At 70.2% G+C, this 14542-nt stretch carries 13 protein-coding genes; 9 read left to right on the top strand and 4 right to left on the bottom strand.

Features of this window, described 5'->3' with window-relative positions; genetic code table 11:
* Window positions 1-103: 103 nt before the first annotated feature.
* On the bottom strand, window positions 104-937 hold the full coding sequence (locus WJM95_RS04725; RefSeq protein ID WP_339128194.1) for a peptidylprolyl isomerase: 834 nt from the start codon (window positions 935-937) through the stop codon (window positions 104-106).
* Window positions 938-1116: 179 nt separating this feature from the next.
* On the opposite strand from WJM95_RS04725, the gene WJM95_RS04720 reads away from it, so the two are divergent.
* Both WJM95_RS04720 and hisS read left to right on the top strand, forming a co-directional pair.
* Window positions 1117-1830, top strand: coding sequence for an MBL fold metallo-hydrolase (locus WJM95_RS04720; protein WP_339128193.1), 714 nt, complete (start codon window positions 1117-1119; stop codon window positions 1828-1830).
* A 10-nt stretch (window positions 1831-1840) separates the two neighbouring features.
* Window positions 1841-3103, top strand: a complete 1263-nt coding sequence (gene hisS, locus WJM95_RS04715) for a histidine--tRNA ligase (RefSeq protein WP_339128192.1) — start codon at window positions 1841-1843, stop codon at window positions 3101-3103.
* A gap of 162 nt (window positions 3104-3265) precedes the next feature.
* Here the strand turns inward: hisS and WJM95_RS04710 are convergent, their stop codons facing one another.
* Together WJM95_RS04710 and WJM95_RS04705 are read right to left on the bottom strand one after the other, a co-directional pair.
* Complete coding sequence (locus tag WJM95_RS04710) at window positions 3266-4111, bottom strand: ABC transporter permease (RefSeq protein ID WP_339128191.1); 846 nt, start codon at window positions 4109-4111, stop codon at window positions 3266-3268.
* Window positions 4108-4974 (bottom strand): ABC transporter ATP-binding protein, encoded by an 867-nt coding sequence (locus tag WJM95_RS04705; RefSeq protein ID WP_339128190.1) that lies wholly within the window; start codon window positions 4972-4974, stop codon window positions 4108-4110. The genes WJM95_RS04710 and WJM95_RS04705 overlap by 4 nt, the downstream gene beginning before the upstream one ends.
* A gap of 139 nt (window positions 4975-5113) precedes the next feature.
* Between WJM95_RS04705 and WJM95_RS04700 the strand changes: the two genes are divergently transcribed.
* From WJM95_RS04700 to rpsD, 3 genes are all read left to right on the top strand, one after another.
* Window positions 5114-5752, top strand: a complete 639-nt coding sequence (locus WJM95_RS04700) for a vitamin K epoxide reductase family protein (RefSeq protein WP_339128189.1) — start codon at window positions 5114-5116, stop codon at window positions 5750-5752.
* Window positions 5753-5856: 104 nt separating this feature from the next.
* The gene (locus tag WJM95_RS04695) at window positions 5857-7212 is read left to right on the top strand and encodes a replication-associated recombination protein A (RefSeq protein WP_339128188.1); all 1356 of its coding nucleotides are present in this window, start codon (window positions 5857-5859) and stop codon (window positions 7210-7212) included.
* Window positions 7213-7533: 321 nt separating this feature from the next.
* Window positions 7534-8148 (top strand): 30S ribosomal protein S4, encoded by a 615-nt coding sequence (rpsD, locus tag WJM95_RS04690; RefSeq protein ID WP_037621164.1) that lies wholly within the window; start codon window positions 7534-7536, stop codon window positions 8146-8148.
* Window positions 8149-8187: 39 nt separating this feature from the next.
* On the opposite strand, the gene WJM95_RS04685 is transcribed toward rpsD, so the two are convergent.
* Window positions 8188-10356, bottom strand: a complete 2169-nt coding sequence (locus WJM95_RS04685; RefSeq protein WP_339128187.1) for an AAA family ATPase — start codon at window positions 10354-10356, stop codon at window positions 8188-8190.
* A gap of 161 nt (window positions 10357-10517) precedes the next feature.
* Between WJM95_RS04685 and WJM95_RS04680 the strand changes: the two genes are divergently transcribed.
* The 4 genes from WJM95_RS04680 to ruvX are packed head-to-tail and all read left to right on the top strand — an operon-like array spanning window position 10518 to window position 14462.
* Complete coding sequence (locus tag WJM95_RS04680) at window positions 10518-10952, top strand: DUF948 domain-containing protein (RefSeq protein WP_037621162.1); 435 nt, start codon at window positions 10518-10520, stop codon at window positions 10950-10952.
* Between the two features lie 7 nt (window positions 10953-10959).
* Window positions 10960-11313 carry a DUF6167 family protein gene (locus WJM95_RS04675; protein WP_339128186.1) on the top strand — a complete coding sequence of 118 codons (354 nt, stop codon included), beginning with the start codon at window positions 10960-10962 and terminating at the stop codon, window positions 11311-11313.
* Window positions 11313-13982, top strand: a complete 2670-nt coding sequence (gene alaS, locus WJM95_RS04670) for an alanine--tRNA ligase (protein WP_339128185.1) — start codon at window positions 11313-11315, stop codon at window positions 13980-13982. Before WJM95_RS04675 ends, alaS begins: the two co-directional genes overlap by 1 nt.
* 15 nt (window positions 13983-13997) lie before the next feature.
* Entirely contained in the window at window positions 13998-14462 is a 465-nt protein-coding gene (ruvX, locus tag WJM95_RS04665) for a Holliday junction resolvase RuvX (protein WP_339128184.1), read from the top strand.
* Window positions 14463-14542: the final 80 nt, after the last annotated feature.

The raw sequence follows: 14542 nt of genomic DNA, 5'->3' as shown, positions 1-14542 counted from the left end.
TTCAGCGCCCCCTGGCATCGTCCACAGTTTCGTCACGGCCAACATAGGCGACCGGCGGGGCGGCTGTCCGCATCCCGCGCGACCGAAATTCAGCAGCTGACGGTCAGGATTTCGTCACGGTCAGCTTGTTGATCACGACAGTCGCGTTCGGCGCGCCGTCGCCCTGACCCGTGCTCTCACCGGCGGCCGCGATCTTCTTGAGGACCGTCAGACCGGACTTGGAAATAGTTCCGAACGGTGTGTAGCTGGGCGGAAGCTGACTGTCCGCGAACACCAGGAAGAACTGGCTGCCGCCGGTGTGCTTCTGGCCGGTGTTGGCCATGGCGATCGTGCCCGCCGGGTACGTGTTGTTCTTGAGCGACGCGTCCTTCAGGTTCTCGTCCGGGATGGTGTAGCCCGGACCGCCGCTGCCCTGGGCCGTCGGGTCGCCGCACTGGAGGACGTAGATGCCCTTGGTGGTGAGCCGGTGGCACTTGGTGTGGTCGAAGAAACCCTTGCCGGCGAGGAAGTCGAACGAGTTCACCGTGTGCGGGGCGGCCGACGCCTTCAGGGCGATGTCGATGTCACCGCAGGTCGTCGCCATCTTCATGGTGTAGGCGGCCGACTTGTCGATGGTGAGGGCCGGCTCCTTCTTCCACGTGAGCGACTTCACCGTACCCGGCGCGGGCTTCTCGCACGGATCGGGAGCTTTGCTCGTCGGCGCCGCGCTCGGCGTCGCGCTGGGCGTCACCTCGGCGCCCGCGTTGGACTTCTTGTCGTCGCTCTTGAAGAGCCCGGTCGCGTAAGCCGTCGCACCGCCCGCGACGAGCACGCCGACGACCGCCGCGATCACCGCGTTGCGGGTTTGGGTCCTTCGTCGAGCGGATGTGCGGCGCTGCTGCTGTCGCAAGAACTTCTCCCGGGCGAGCTGACGCCGCCGCTGTTCCTGGCTGACCACCGGGTTTCTCCTCGTGCGTCTCGTACGGCGAGTGGGACGCGGGGGTCGCGTGAGCCGACCGCCTGCGTGTGCCCCGTACCGTATATGGGTTCGCTGAGGAATCGGCAGCGCCGGTAGGCTCTGATCCACAGCCAACCGCCCGTACGACACCAGCGCGTACGCCACCACGAAGGACGATCGTGCTCATTGCCGGGTTCCCCGCCGGGGCCTGGGGGACCAACTGTTACCTGGTCGCCCCCGCCGCGGGTGAGGAGTGCGTCATCATCGACCCGGGCCATCAGGCCGCTCAGGGAGTCGAGGACGCGCTCAAGAAGCATCGGCTCAAGCCCGTCGCGGTCATCCTGACCCATGGCCACATCGACCATGTCGCCTCGGTCGTCCCGGTGTGCGGAGCCAACGACGTGCCGGCCTGGATCCACCCGGCGGACCGCTACATGATGAGCGACCCCGAGAAGGCGCTCGGCCGGTCCATCGGAATGCCGCTGATGGGCGAGCTGACCGTGGGGGAGCCCGACGACGTGCGGACCCTGACCGACGGCGCGGAACTGAAGCTGGCGGGCCTCGACCTCTCCGTCGCGCACGCCCCGGGCCATACGAAGGGGTCGGTGACGTTCCGGATGCCCGAGAACGCGGACGTCCCGTCCGTCTTCTTCTCCGGGGATCTGCTGTTCGCCGGCTCCATCGGACGCACCGATCTGCCGGGCGGCGACATGGACGAGATGCTCGACTCGCTGGGCCGTGTGTGCCTGCCGCTCGACGACTCGACCGTGGTGCTGTCCGGCCACGGCCCCCAGACGACCATCGGCCAGGAGCGCGCCACCAACCCGTACCTTCGGCAGGTGGCCGCCGGGCTGGGAGCGGACCCGACCTCCGCTCCTCGACGAGGAATGTGACAAGACTTCCGTGAGCACCTTCAGGGCCCCCAAGGGCACGTACGACCTCATCCCGCCGGACAGCGCCAAGTACCTCGCGGTCCGCGAGGCCATCGCGGCCCCGCTGCGCAACTCCGGCTACGGCTACATCGAGACACCCGGCTTCGAGAACGTCGAGCTGTTCGCGCGCGGGGTCGGCGAGTCCACCGACATCGTGACCAAGGAGATGTACGCCTTCGAGACCAAGGGCGGCGACAGGCTCGCCCTGCGCCCCGAGGGAACCGCCTCCGTCCTGCGCGCGGCGCTCGAGGCCAACCTGCACAAGGCGGGCAACCTCCCCGTCAAGCTCTGGTACTCGGGCTCGTACTACCGCTACGAGCGCCCCCAGAAGGGCCGTTACCGCCACTTCTCCCAGGTGGGCGCCGAGGCGATCGGAGCCGAGGACCCGGCGCTCGACGCCGAGCTGATCATCCTGGCCGACCAGGCGTACCGCTCGCTCGGCCTGCGGAACTTCCGCATCCTGCTGAACAGCCTGGGCGACAAAGAGTGCCGTCCCGTCTACCGGGCCGCGCTCCAGGACTTCCTGCGCGGCCTGGACCTCGACGAGGAGACGCTGCGCCGCGCGGAGATCAACCCACTGCGCGTGCTCGACGACAAGCGCGAGGACGTCCAGAAGCAGCTGGGCGGGGCGCCGTTGCTGCGCGACTACCTCTGCGACGCGTGCAAGGCGTACCACGAGGAGGTCCGCGACCTGATCACGGCGGCGGGCGTCTCCTTCGAGGACGACCCCAAGCTGGTGCGCGGTCTGGACTACTACACGCGCACGACCTTCGAGTTCGTGCACGACGGGCTCGGCTCGCAGTCCGCGGTGGGCGGCGGCGGCCGTTACGACGGGCTGTCCGAGATGATCGGCGGCCCCGCGCTGCCGTCCGTCGGCTGGGCGCTGGGCGTCGACCGTACGGTGCTCGCGCTGGAGGCGGAGGGCGTGGAGCTCGAACTCCCCGCGGCCACCAGCGTGTTCGCGGTGCCGCTGGGCGAGGAGGCCCGCCGGCTGCTGTTCGGTGTGGTCACCGAGCTGCGCAGGGCCGGTGTCGCCGCCGACTTCTCGTACGGCGCCAAGGGCCTCAAGGGCGCGATGAAGAACGCGAACCGCAGCGGGGCCCGCTTCACGGTCGTCGCCGGTGAGCGTGATCTCGCCGAGGGCGTCGTGCAGCTCAAGGACATGGAGTCCGGGGAGCAGGCGGCGGTCGCGACCGGCGAGATCGTGGCCGAACTGCGCTCGCGCCTGGGCTGACGCGCTCGACCCCGTCCCGGTGGCCGACTCCCACCGGGGCGGGCCCCGTCCGGCGCCGGACCTGTCCTGGTCCGGCACCGTGACGGCGCGCGGTGGACCTGTCCGGTACCGGAGGGGGCGCCGCGGCCGTCCGGTACCGGAGCGGGCGCCCGGCCGGAGTGGTCAGCCGTCGCGCCGGTTCTTCCACCGGAACGTCAGCAGGCACAGCAGCAGCCCTCCGAGGCACCACGCCCCGAGCACCAGCGCGACCCGCCCGAACTCCCAGTCGCCCGTCTGCTCCAGGACCTTCGCGGAGTCGGGCAGGAACACCCCGCGCAGCCCCTGGCACATCCACTTGAGCGGGAACAGCGCGCCGATGTTGAGCATCCAGTCCGGGATGGTGTCGACGGAGATGTACACCCCGGAGATGAACTGAAGGACGAGGAAGGGCAGGACGACCACCGAGGTGGCGCTCTTGCCGGACTTCGGGACCGAGCTGACCGCGATGCCGAGCAGGGCGCAGGCCGTGAGCCCGAGGACGAAGATCCATCCGAAGTCGGCCCACCTGGCGGGGTCCGAGGGCAGGTCGACGCCGTAGAGCGTGGTGCCCGCGGTGAGCAGGATCGCCGTCTCCAGGGCGCCGGTCACCAGGACCAGCCATATCTTGCCGAAGAAGTACGCGGCCGGTGGCATCGGAGTGCCGCGCAGCCGGCGCAGCACCTTCTCGTCCCGTTCGATCGCGATCGAGATGCCGAGGGACTGGAAGCTGGTCGACATGATGCCCGCGGCCATCATCGCCGGGACGTACAGCTGCGAGGCGGTGATGCCCGCGCCCTTCACGTCGTTGCTGAAGATCGACGCGAACAGGAACAGGAAGACGACCGGGAAGGCGAACGTGAACACCACCTGGTCGCGCTGTCGGAAGAACTGCCTGATCTCCAGGCCGCCGCGGCCCAGTCCGAGGCCCCAGGCGCCGGGGAGCCGTCCGGAGGCGTTGCCCGTCTCCTGGCGTACACCGGTCGTGGTCATCGCGCGTCCTCCTGGCCGGTCAGTCGCAGATAGACGTCCTCCAGGGTGGGGCGGCTCACCCGCAGTCCCGGGATCTCCCCGTCGAAGCGGCGGATGAGTTCGGCCACCGTTCTGGTGGGGGTGTCCGTGCGTTCGCCGCGCGGGCTGCCGTCCGCCTCCGTCCACTCCACCGTGGCCTCGGTGCCGAACCGTTCGCGCAGCGCGGCGGGTTCGCCCTCGGCCACGACCCGGCCCCGCGCGACGACCGCGAGCCGGTCCGCGAGGGCCTCGGCCTCCTCCAGGTAGTGCGTGGTCAGGAGGATGGTCGTGCCCTCGTCGGCCAGCTTGCGGATCAGCTCCCAGAACTGCCGTCGTGCCGCCGGGTCGAAGCCCGTGGTCGGCTCGTCCAGGAGCAGCAGCTCGGGTCCGCCGATCACTCCGAGCGCCACGTCGAGCCGCCGGCGCTGGCCGCCCGAGAGCGACTTGATCCTGCTGCCCTCCTTCTCCTCGAGGCCGACCAGGCCGATGACTTCCCCCGGGTCGCGGGGATTCGGGTAATAACGGGAGAAATGCCTCACCGTCTCGCCCACCGTCAACTCGGCGGGCGCGGATTCGTCCTGCCAGACGATTCCCACCCGCGCGCGCCACGCGCGCGTGCCCGTCGCCGGGTCCGAGCCGAGGACCGAGACCTCGCCCGCGTCCCGCCGGCGATTGCCCTGGAGGATCTCCACGGTGGTGCTCTTGCCCGCGCCGTTCGGCCCGAGCAGGCCGAACACCTCGCCCCGCCTGATGCCCAGATCGATACCGTCGACCGCGGTCACGTCCCCGTACTGCTTGCGCAGTCCCCGTACGTCCACCGCGAGTTGATCCGCTTGTGTCGTCATGCGCACGAGCCTCTCCCCGAACCGAGCGTTCCGGGGCCTCCGTGCGTACCTTCTTATGTCCACCGAACGGTGGGAGGCCGGGCGGGTACGGCACAATGAGCCTGCCCGCAGGCCCCTTCGAAGCTACGGAAACGGCGTGATGAACAAGACGACAGTCAAGGACGTCCCGACCGATCAGGAACGCCCCGCCGCCGTCGCGCGGACCGTCGGCGCCGGCCGCGCTCTCGCCGTGCTGCTGGTGATCACGGGGGCGGCCGGTCTCCTTGCCGCGTGGGTCATCACGATCGACAAGTTCAAGCTGCTGGAGAACCCGAACTTCGTCCCGGGGTGCAGCCTGAACCCGGTGGTCTCCTGCGGCAACATCATGAAGAGCGCCCAGGCCTCGGCCTTCGGCTTCCCGAACCCGATGATGGGCCTGGTCGCCTACGGCATCGTGATCTGCGTCGGTGTGAGCCTGCTCGCGCGGGCCACCTTCCCGCGCTGGTACTGGCTGACCTTCAACGCGGGCACGCTCTTCGGGGTCGCGTTCTGCACCTGGCTCCAGTTCCAGTCGCTGTACCGGATCAACTCGCTGTGCCTGTGGTGCAGCCTCGCCTGGGTCGCCACGATCACCATGTTCTGGTATGTGACCTCCTTCAACGTCCGGGCCGGCTTCCTGCCCGCCCCGCGCTGGACGAGGAGCTTCTTCGGCGAGTTCACCTGGGTCCTGCCGACCCTGCACATCGGCATCATCGGCATGCTGATCCTGACCCGCTGGTGGGACTTCTGGACCAGCTGACGGGCTCCGCGCGAGCACGACAGCGGCCATGACCGCGGGCGGGACCGCGACCGCGGTCCACGGCCCGGGAGGGATTGTCGGTGGCGTGACATAGGGTTTCGAGCGTGGAGCCCGACCTGTTCACCGCCGCCGCGGAAGAACGCCAGGAGAAGGACCCGTCCGGCAGCCCCCTGGCCGTACGGATGCGCCCGCGCACCCTCGACGAGGTCGTGGGGCAGCAGCATCTGCTGAAGCCGGGCTCTCCCCTGCGCAGACTCGTGGCCGAGGGAAGCGGAGGCCCGGCCGGACCGTCCTCGGTGATCCTCTGGGGACCGCCGGGCACCGGCAAGACGACCCTCGCGTACGTCGTCTCCAAGGCCACCGACAAGCGCTTCGTGGAACTCTCCGCGATCACCGCGGGCGTCAAGGAGGTGCGTGCGGTCATCGAGGGTGCCCGCCGCGCCGCCGGCGGCTACGGCAAGGAGACCGTCCTCTTCCTGGACGAGATCCACCGTTTCAGCAAGGCCCAGCAGGACTCCCTGCTCCCGGCGGTCGAGAACCGCTGGGTGACCCTGATCGCCGCGACCACCGAGAACCCGTACTTCTCGGTGATCTCGCCGCTGCTCTCCCGCTCCCTCCTGCTCACCCTCGAACCGCTCACCGACGACGACCTGCGCGGACTGCTGCGCCGGGCCCTGGACGCCGAGCGCGGTCTCAAGGGGTCCGTCGCCCTGCCCGGGGACGCCGAGAAGCATCTGCTGCGCATCGCGGGCGGCGACGCCCGCCGCGCCCTGACCGCCCTGGAGGCGGCGGCCGGCGCCGCCCTCGACAAGGGCGAGCCGGAGATCACGCTCCAGACGCTGGAGGAGACGGTCGACCGCGCCGCCGTGAAGTACGACCGCGACGGCGACCAGCACTACGACGTGGCGAGCGCCCTCATCAAGTCCATCCGCGGCTCCGACGTGGACGCCGCCCTGCACTACCTGGCCCGGATGATCGAGGCGGGGGAGGACCCCCGTTTCATCGCGCGCCGCCTGATGATCTCCGCGAGCGAGGACATCGGCCTCGCCGACCCGAACGCGCTGCCCACGGCCGTGGCCGCCGCCCAGGCCGTCGCGATGATCGGCTTCCCCGAGGCCGCGCTCATCCTCAGCCACGCCACCATCGCCCTCGCGCTGGCCCCCAAGTCCAACGCCGCGACCACGGCCATCGGCGCCGCCATGGAGGACGTGCGCAAGGGGCACACGGGCCCGGTGCCCGCCCATCTGCGCGACGGGCACTACAAGGGCGCGGCCAAGCTCGGGCACGCCCAGGGGTATGTGTATCCGCACGACCTGCCCGAGGGCATCGCGGCCCAGCAGTACGCGCCCGAGACGCTCAAGGACCGGGAGTACTACGCGCCGACCCGGCACGGCGCCGAGGCGCGGTACGCCGACGCGGTGGAGTGGACCAGGAAACACCTCGGTAGAGGACGCGCCTGACCACCCTGTAGCATGGCTCGAAGCGCTGCGTCCCGTGTCCGGCTCCGGTCGGCATCACCCAACGGGACATCCAGCCGGAACCCCGCACCGTATGCGTACGGCGAGGGGATCCAGGAGCGTCGCGCACCGTCGAAGGTGTCGCGGGCTGCCCACCACCACCCGGTCTCCGGGAACGGTCGGTGGGCTACTCGTGTGCTGCACGTTGTGCCCAGACCAGGGAGCGGCTGCCCGGCAGGTCCGTCAGGACCCGCGGGGTTTCCCCGGCTGCGGATGCGACCTCCTTTAACCGGGTGAGCCGGAAACAGGAAAGAGATACAGACAGTGGCGAATCAGTCCCGCCCCAAGGTCAAGAAGTCGCGTGCGCTCGGTATCGCGCTGACCCCGAAGGCCGTCAAGTACTTCGAGGCCCGCCCCTACCCGCCGGGCGAGCACGGCCGTGGCCGCAAGCAGAACTCGGACTACAAGGTCCGTCTGCTCGAGAAGCAGCGTCTGCGCGCGCAGTACGACGTGTCCGAGCGCCAGCTCGTCCGCGCCTACGAGCGTGCCTCCAAGGTCCAGGGCAAGACCGGTGAGGCCCTGATCATCGAGCTGGAGCGTCGTCTCGACGCGCTGGTCCTTCGTTCGGGCATCGCCCGCACGATCTACCAGGCCCGCCAGATGGTCGTGCACGGTCACATCGAGGTCAACGGCCAGAAGGTCGACAAGCCCTCGTTCCGCGTCCGTCCCGACGACGTCGTGATGGTCCGCGAGCGCAGCCGCAGCAAGACGCTGTTCGAGGTTTCCCGCGCCGGTGGCTTCGCCCCCGACGGTGAGACCCCGCGCTACCTCCAGGTGAACCTCGCCGCCCTGGCCTTCCGCCTGGACCGCGAGCCGAACCGCAAGGAGATCCCGGTGATCTGCGACGAGCAGCTCGTCGTCGAGTACTACGCCCGCTGATCTTCCGACAGCGGACGCGGTACCACCTGCGCGTCAACGTCAGCCCGTCGTCTCCCCGCCCTTCGAGGTGGGCGAGACGGCGGGCTCTCGCACGTCCGGGGGCAGTCGTCGCTGCGACGGCACCGCCCCGAGCGCCGGCACCCCGGCCCCGCCGAGCGCCCGCGCGACGGCCGCGTCCTGCCCGAGCAGCTCTCCCGCGCGTACGCACTCCTCGTACCGCTCGTCGCCCAGCTGCTGCCGGGAAAGGGCCGCGCACCGCTCGTGCGGCGCGTTGTAGTACGCCGAACCGAACAGCGGTAGGCCCACCGACGGCCACATCCGCGACGCCGCCCCCTGGAGCAGTGCGGCCTCGGCGGCGTCCCCCTCCACCACCGTGACCAGGGCGAGCAGCTCGACCGCGAGAACGGCACCGAGCAGATCGTGGAAACCGTTCGCGATCCCGAGCCCCTGCTCCAGCAGACCGCGGGCCCTCGCGTGATCGCCCTCGGAGTGGGCCTGGTAGGCGAGGACGTACAGCGCGTACGCGAGCGCCCAGCGCTCCCCGTGGTCCTCGCACACCCCGCGGACGTCCTCGCACAGTTTCACCGCGGCCGGCATGTCGCCCTGGAAGGCCAGGGCCATCGCCAGTTCGACCTGGCCCATCAGCACGTTGCTGTTGAGCTCCCCGATCTCGTGATAGCGGTCCAGCGCCGAGCGCAGCAGCACCTCGGCGCGCGCCATGTCGTCCGAGACCAGGGCAAGACAGCCGGTGCGGTGTTCCGCGTACGCCACCGCGACCGCGTTCTCGCAGCGCTCCGCCTCCTCACGGCACTCCTGGAGCGCGGACAGCGCGGGCACCGAGTCCCCCTGGAGGACCGCCACATAGCCGAGCACCCACAGGGCCTTCAGCCGTGACTGGTCGCGGTCGCCGTCGAGCTCGACGCTGCGCTCCAGCCAGTGCCGCCCCTCCGACAGCCGCCCGCAGCCGACCCAGTAGAACCACAGCGCGCCCGCCAGATACTGGCCCAGATGCGCCTCGCCGGGTTCGGTCAGCGAGTACTCGAGCGCGCGGCGGACATTGGGCAGTTCCGTCTCCACGCGCTGTGCCACCTCGCCCTGCCGCGGCGAGAACCAGTCCAGCTCGCACCAGGTGACCAGGCCCATGTACCAGTCGCGGTGGCGCCGGCGCAGCCGCTCCGCGTCGCCCGTCGCCTCCAGCCAGTTGGCTCCGTAGGCCCGGACCGTGTCCAGCATCCGGTAGCGCACGCCCGCCGTGGTCTCCTCGCGTGACAGCACCGACTGCGCGAGCAGCTCGCCGAGCACGTCCAGGACGTCGTCAGCGGGCAGTCCTTCCCCGCTGCACACGTACTCGGCGGCCTCCAGGTCGAACTGCCCGGCGAACACCGAAAGGCGTGCCCACAGCAGCCGCTCCGCAGGTGTGCACAACTCGTGGCTCCAGCCGATCGCCGTCCGCAGCGTCCGGTGCCGCGGCGGCGCGTCGCGCACACCGCCGGTCAGCAGCCGGAACCGGTCCTCGAGCCGGGCGAGCAGCTGCCCGGGGGAGAGGGCGCCGACGCGCCCCGCCGCCAGCTCCAGCGCCAGCGGGATCCCGTCCAGACGCCGGCACAGCTCCAGGACGTCGGACCTGGTCCCCTCGTCCAGCGCGAACCCGGGCACCCGGGCCGCCGCCCGGTCCGCGAACAGCTCGACCGCCTCCGCCGCGGCCAGCGAGGCCAGCGGGAACACCCGCTCGCCCGCGATGTCCAGCGGTCTGCGCCCCACCGCCAGCACCCGCAGCCCCGGCGCCCGCCGCAGCAACTCGCCCACCAGTGAGGCGCTGACGTCCACCAGATGCTCGAAGCCGTCCAGGACCAGCAGGAGCCGGCGCCGGGCGACGTGATCGAGCAGCACCTGGCGCTGCGGCTTCGCCGTGTGGTCCGTCAGACCGAGCGCCTCGGCCACCGCGTACTCGACGAGTTCCGGATCGTGCACCGCGGACAGGTCCACGCGCCACACCCCGTCCCGCGGGTCCGTCGCCGCGGCCGCGCGCACGGCCAGGCGCGTCTTTCCGACGCCTCCCATGCCGGTCACGGTGACCAGCCGGACCGACTCCAGCGCCTCGGCCAGCCGGGCGAGCTCCTCGGAGCGCCCCACGAACGCGTCGAGTTCCAGGGGCAGATTGCCCGGTGCGGCGGGACCGGAGCGCCGGGCGGGGTGAGAACGGTGCATGAGATACGGAGCGTACTGACCCGTTAGCGCTCCGTACAATCGGTTCGCGCAACTCCACACTCCCGAGCGGATAAATGCGGTACGGAGCCACGGCCCCGGCGCGATAGGCTCGGGTGACGACTTTTCGATGTTCAGGCACACAGTCAGGGAGCGGGTGCACAGTGTCCGGTGGTGAGGTGGCCGGGATCCTGGTGGCCGTCTTCTGGGCGATCCTGGTCTCCTTCCTCGCCGTCGCGCTGGTGAGGCTGGCCCAGACGCTCAGGGCGACCACCAAGCTCGTGGCGGACGTGACCGAGCAGGCCGTTCCGCTCCTGGCCGACGCCTCGGCAGCCGTGCGCTCCGCGCAGACACAGATCGACCGGGTCGACGCCATCGCGTCGGACGTCCAGGAGGTCACGTCGAACGCCTCGGCGCTGTCGACGACCGTCGCCTCCACGTTCGGCGGCCCGCTGGTCAAGGTCGCGGCGTTCGGCTACGGCGTGCGCCGGGCCATCGGAGGCCGTCGTGAGAATGTGCCCGACAAAGCGTCCCGGCGTACCGTGATCGTGGGCCGCACCGTCCCGTCCGCGCGGCGGGGAAAGCGGAAGAAGGACTGACGCAGCGATGTTCCGCCGTACGTTCTGGTTCACCGCGGGCGCAGCCGCGGGTGTATGGGCCACCACCAAGGTAAACCGCAAGCTCAGGCAGCTGACCCCCGAGAGCCTCGCGGCACAGGCCGCCAACAAGGCGATCGACGCGGGCCACCGGCTCAAGGAGTTCGCGCTCGACGTCCGCGACGGGATGGCCCAGCGAGAGGCCGAACTCGGCGAGGTGCTCGGGCTGAACGGGCAGCCGGACCCCGAACTGCCCACGCAGCGCCGCCTCCGCGCGCTCGGCGGCGGGCAGTCCGGCGACAGCAAGCAGATCAAGTACATCGACAACACGACGTACTCGTACAACCGGAATGAGGACCACTGATGGAGTCGGCTGAAATCCGCCGCCGCTGGTTGAGCTTCTACGAGGAGCGCGGTCACACCGTCGTCCCTTCGGCGTCGCTCATCGCGGACGACCCGACTCTGCTCCTGGTCCCCGCCGGCATGGTCCCCTTCAAGCCGTACTTCCTCGGCGAGGTCAAGGCCCCCTGGGCGCGCGCCACCAGCGTGCAGAAGTGCGTGCGCACGCCCGACATCGAAGAGGTCGGCAAGACCACCCGCCACGGCACGTTCTTCCAGATGTGCGGCAACTTCTCCTTCGGGGACTACTTCAAGGAAGGTGCCATCACCTACGCCTGGGAGCTGCTCACCTCGCCCCAGGACAAGGGTGGTTACGGCCTCGACCCCGAGCGTCTGTGGATCACGGTCTACCTCGACGACGACGAGGCCGAGACCATCTGGCGCGACAAGATCGGCGTCCCGTCCGAGCGCATCCAGCGCCTGGGCAAGAAGGACAACTACTGGTCCATGGGCGTCCCGGGCCCCTGTGGTCCGTGCTCCGAGATCAACTACGACCGCGGCCCCGAGTTCGGCGTCGAGGGCGGCCCGGCCGTCAACGACGAGCGGTACGTGGAGATCTGGAACCTGGTCTTCATGCAGTACGAGCGCGGCGAGGGCATCTCGAAGGACGACTTCGAGATCCTCGGCGAGCTGCCCAGCAAGAACATCGACACGGGCCTCGGCCTGGAACGCCTCGCGATGATTCTCCAGGGCGTACAGAACATGTACGAGATCGACACCTCGATGGCCGTCATCAACAAGGCCACCGAGCTGACGGGTGTCGAGTACGGCGCCGCCCACGCCTCCGACGTCTCGCTGCGTGTGGTCACCGACCACATGCGCACCTCCGTCATGCTCATCGGCGACGGTGTGAGCCCCGGCAACGAAGGCCGCGGCTACGTACTGCGCCGCATCATGCGCCGCGCCATCCGCAACATGCGGCTGCTCGGCGCCACCGGACCGGTCGTCAAGGACCTCATCGACGTCGTCATCGGCATGATGGGCCAGCAGTACCCGGAGCTGGTCACCGACCGGCAGCGGATCGAGACCGTGGCCCTCGCCGAGGAGGCCGCCTTCCTCAAGACGCTGAAGGCCGGCACGAACATCCTCGACACGGCCATCACCGACACCAAGTCGTCGGGCGGCACGGTCCTCGCCGGCGACAAGGCCTTCCTGCTCCACGACACCTGGGGCTTCCCGATCGACCTCACCCTCGAAATGGCCGCCGAACAGGGCCTGTCGGTGGACGAGGACGGCTTCCGCCGCCTGATGAAGGAGCAGCGGGACAAGGCCAAGGCCGACGCCCGCGCCAAGAAGACGGGCCACGCCGACCTCGGCGCCTACCGTCAGATCGCCGACGCCGCCGGTGAGACCGACTTCGTCGGGTACGACGGCACCGAGGCCGAGTCGACGATCGTCGGCATCCTGGTCGACGGCGTCTCCTCCCCGGCCGCCACCGAGGGCGACGAGGTCGAGATCGTCCTCGACCGCACCCCCTTCTACGCCGAGGGCGGCGGCCAGATCGGTGACACCGGCCGCATCCGGGTCGACACCGGAGCCGTCATCGAGATCCGCGACTGCCAGAAGCCCGTCCCGGGTGTGTACGTCCACAAGGGCGTCGTCCAGGTCGGCGAGGCCACCGTCGGCGCCAAGGTCCAGGCCACCATCGACGTACGCCGTCGCAAGGCCATCGCCCGCGCCCACTCGGCCACGCACCTCACGCACCAGGCGCTGCGCGACGCTCTCGGTCCGACGGCCGCCCAGGCCGGTTCCGAGAACCAGCCCGGCCGCTTCCGTTTCGACTTCGGCTCCCCGTCCGCCGTCCCGACGGCCGTGATGACGGACGTCGAGCAGCAGATCAACGAGGTGCTCGCCCGCGACCTGGACGTCCAGGCCGAGGTCATGAGCATCGACGAGGCCAAGAAGCAGGGCGCCATCGCCGAGTTCGGCGAGAAGTACGGCGAGCGCGTCCGTGTCGTGACGATCGGCGACTTCTCCAAGGAGCTGTGCGGCGGCACGCACGTGCACAACACCGCCCAGCTGGGTCTGGTGAAGCTGCTCGGCGAGTCGTCCATCGGTTCCGGCGTGCGGCGCATCGAGGCCCTCGTCGGCGTCGACGCCTACAACTTCCTGGCCCGTGAGCACACGGTCGTCGCCCAGCTCCAGGAGCTGGTCAAGGGCCGCCCGGAGGAGCTTCCGGAGAAGGTCTCCGCCATGCTCGGCAAGCTGAAGGACGCCGAGAAGGAGATCGAGCGGTTCCGCGCGGAGAAGGTCCTCCAGGCCGCCGCCGGTCTCGTCGAGTCCGCCAAGGACGTCAACGGCGTGGCCCTGGTCACCGGCCAGGTCCCGGACGGCACGGGCGCCGACGACCTGCGAAAGCTGGTCCTCGACGTGCGCGGCCGGATCCAGGGCGGACGGGCCGCGGTCGTGGCCCTGTTCACGGTCGTGGGCGGCAAGCCGCTGACGGTCATCGCCACCAACGAGGCCGCCCGCGAGCGGGGTCTGAAGGCCGGCGAACTGGTCCGCGGCGCCGCCAAGACCCTCGGTGGCGGCGGTGGCGGCAAGCCGGACGTCGCCCAGGGCGGCGGTCAGAACCCCGCCGCCGTCGGCGAGGCCATCGACGCCGTGCAGCGCCTCGTGGCCGCGGCGAAGTAAGAATCGGCCGAGAAGATGCGAAGAGGACGCCGGCTCGCGATCGACGTCGGGGACGCCCGGATCGGGGTCGCCTCGTGCGACCCCGACGGGATCCTCGCGACTCCGGTGGAGACGGTCCCGGGACGTGACATCCCGGCCGCCCACCGCCGGCTGAAGCAGCTGGTCGAGGAGTACGAGCCGATCGAGGTCGTCGTCGGACTCCCTCGCTCCCTCAAGGGGGGCGAGGGCCCCGCCGCCGTCAAGGTCCGTGCCTTCGCCCAGGAGCTCGCGGGCGGGATCGCTCCCGTCCCGGTGCGGCTCGTGGACGAGAGGATGACCACGGTCACGGCCGGCCAGGGGCTGCGCGCCGCGGGCGTGAAGTCGAAGAAGGGCCGGTCGGTGATCGACCAGGCCGCCGCCGTCATCATCCTTCAGCAGGCACTGGAATCCGAACGGGTGTCAGGCACATCTCCCGGCGAGGGCGTCGAAGTGGTCATGTGATCGCGATACGGTAACGTTCCGCCCGATGCGGTGGGTTCGAACAGCCGTCGCACAGTAAAGAGGCGGACGGACGCCGGGCC

This window comes from Streptomyces sp. f51, from assembly GCF_037940415.1.
Classification (GTDB): domain Bacteria; phylum Actinomycetota; class Actinomycetes; order Streptomycetales; family Streptomycetaceae; genus Streptomyces.
The sequence above is the reverse complement of the archived record's forward strand: the minus strand, read 5'-3'. Positions and strand labels throughout refer to the sequence as shown.

What these genes read in the sequence shown, in the direction of transcription:
- WJM95_RS04710 (WP_339128191.1), bottom strand. Translation starts at nt 4,111, where the DNA reads ATGACCACGACCGGTGTACGCCAGGAGACGGGCAACGCCTCCGGACGG.
- WJM95_RS04700 (WP_339128189.1), top strand. Translation starts at nt 5,114, where the DNA reads ATGAACAAGACGACAGTCAAGGACGTCCCGACCGATCAGGAACGCCCC.
- WJM95_RS04685 (WP_339128187.1), bottom strand. Translation starts at nt 10,356, where the DNA reads ATGCACCGTTCTCACCCCGCCCGGCGCTCCGGTCCCGCCGCACCGGGC.
- WJM95_RS04705 (WP_339128190.1), bottom strand. Translation starts at nt 4,974, where the DNA reads ATGACGACACAAGCGGATCAACTCGCGGTGGACGTACGGGGACTGCGC.
- alaS (WP_339128185.1), top strand. Translation starts at nt 11,313, where the DNA reads ATGGAGTCGGCTGAAATCCGCCGCCGCTGGTTGAGCTTCTACGAGGAG.
- WJM95_RS04675 (WP_339128186.1), top strand. Translation starts at nt 10,960, where the DNA reads ATGTTCCGCCGTACGTTCTGGTTCACCGCGGGCGCAGCCGCGGGTGTA.
- ruvX (WP_339128184.1), top strand. Translation starts at nt 13,998, where the DNA reads ATGCGAAGAGGACGCCGGCTCGCGATCGACGTCGGGGACGCCCGGATC.